This is a genomic window from Escherichia sp. TW14182 (assembly GCF_000208525.1).
Lineage (GTDB): Bacteria > Pseudomonadota > Gammaproteobacteria > Enterobacterales > Enterobacteriaceae > Escherichia > Escherichia ruysiae.
In genome coordinates this window covers 1-1,453 of the sequence record NZ_AEJZ01000366.1, presented here as the reverse complement: position 1 = coordinate 1,453, position 1,453 = coordinate 1, and the positions used below count along the sequence as shown (strand labels likewise).

Annotated in this window: 2 protein-coding genes and 1 pseudogene; all 3 read right to left on the bottom strand. The window is 53.8% G+C overall.

Annotated features, from left to right (window positions below):
* A pseudogene (locus EQY_RS27545) lies at positions 1–128 on the bottom strand (replication-associated protein RepA4); the annotation flags it as partial.
* Positions 129–543: 415 nt separating this feature from the next.
* A complete protein-coding gene (gene repA, locus EQY_RS0121810) occupies positions 544–1,401 on the bottom strand; it encodes an incFII family plasmid replication initiator RepA (protein ID WP_024212700.1) in 858 nt (285 codons plus the stop codon).
* Positions 1,394–1,441 carry a hypothetical protein gene (locus EQY_RS27355; RefSeq protein ID WP_072248554.1) on the bottom strand — a complete coding sequence of 16 codons (48 nt, stop codon included), beginning with the start codon at positions 1,439–1,441 and terminating at the stop codon, positions 1,394–1,396. Before EQY_RS27355 ends, repA begins: the two co-directional genes overlap by 8 nt.
* Between the last annotated feature and the right edge of the window lie 12 nt (positions 1,442–1,453).

The window sequence follows — 1,453 nt, the reverse complement described above, 5'->3', positions numbered from 1 at the left end:
TCATAATTAAAAGCGACTCTGTTCCGGCCCGAAGGGCCGGGGCGGGGCCGCTTTTCAGTTATGAGGAGGGGCTTTGTGGTTTCAGTTCTGCGCGGAACCGGGGTTTTTTCCGGGGTCTATGCTTGCATGTTGTAACTAAATTAACTCCGCTCGGGGCCCGCCGCTTGCGGTGGGAGGTGCATATCTGTCTGTCCACAGGACAGGCAGTGAATAGGTTTTCTTTTTAAATGAATGTAATTAGGTAGTTTAAAGGAGATATAAACAGGTGTTTAAAAGATATATTGCACCCTGTAAGGCTGGCGGCTGGCGCTTTATGACATGAACGGTTGTAACCTTATGAAGAAGTCCCTTGCAGTTAAATGTGGATAAGCAAAATTACCCGTCTGTGAGGTGTGTTTTGTATCAAAAACAGGGGGAACCGGATGCACCAGAAGGTGAATAGCGAGGTCGTTTTTGTATGATATGCTGCTTTTTTGTTCGCTGGCAGGCTTCAGGTGTGCGGATGCCTCCGGCGCGAGCCGGATTATTCTGAGGAGGTCACTTTCAGGGAGAAGCTGTGGTCAGCCGGCTGTAATTACGGTTACGTGACAGAATCATGCGCTCCTTCACACGACGCTCCACTTCGCGTTTTACTGCCTCACGATTAGCAGTGAAGCGTCCTTCCGCAATTTCACGCGTCAGCTGCCGTTTCACCAGGGTGACGATATCCTGACGTTCCCTGTTCGCATCACGACGCGCACGGGCACGCTTTATTCCACGGGACTTAAGCTCTGTCTGGTAACTGCGGAAACGCTCGCGCACAAAACGCCAGGCTTTCGCAATCAGTTCATCCATACCCAGGGTATCCAGTCCCTGCTTTTTGCGCTGTCTGTTTTCCCATTCCACACGGCTGCGGCGCGCAGCGGCCACTGCCTCCTCTGATACATCGAGGGCAGCAAACAGTGCTGATGTGAACGTGATATCGGTCGGAATGTAGCACCCGATAAGCGGGTCATATTCCGTCTGGTAGGTAATCAGGCCCAGCTCTGCGAGGAACGTCAGGGCGCGGGTGGCACGGGTGATGGAGAGTTTTCCGGCAGCAGACTCCGTCGCCAGCCCGCACTCAATGGCCAGCGTGGTGATGGAGCACTGGACACGGTTGGCCAGCGGGTCATAGTGGAAACACAGCCCCTGCAGCAGCGCATCAATAGCCCGCCGACGCAGCACCGGTGGCATGCGCCGACGCAGTCCCTTCGAACGGGCATGCGCCACATGAATGGCGAAATCAAAACGGGAGGTGAAGCCCACCGCCTTTTCCATCAGTTTTTCGCAGAACTTCAGCGTTCCGGCACCTTCACGGGGTGTGAACACCGGATTCGGGTTCTTTACCTGGCGGTAATACGTTTGTTGAAGATCAGTCACACCATCCTGCACTTACAATGCACAGAAGGAGTGAGCACAGAAAGAAGTCTTG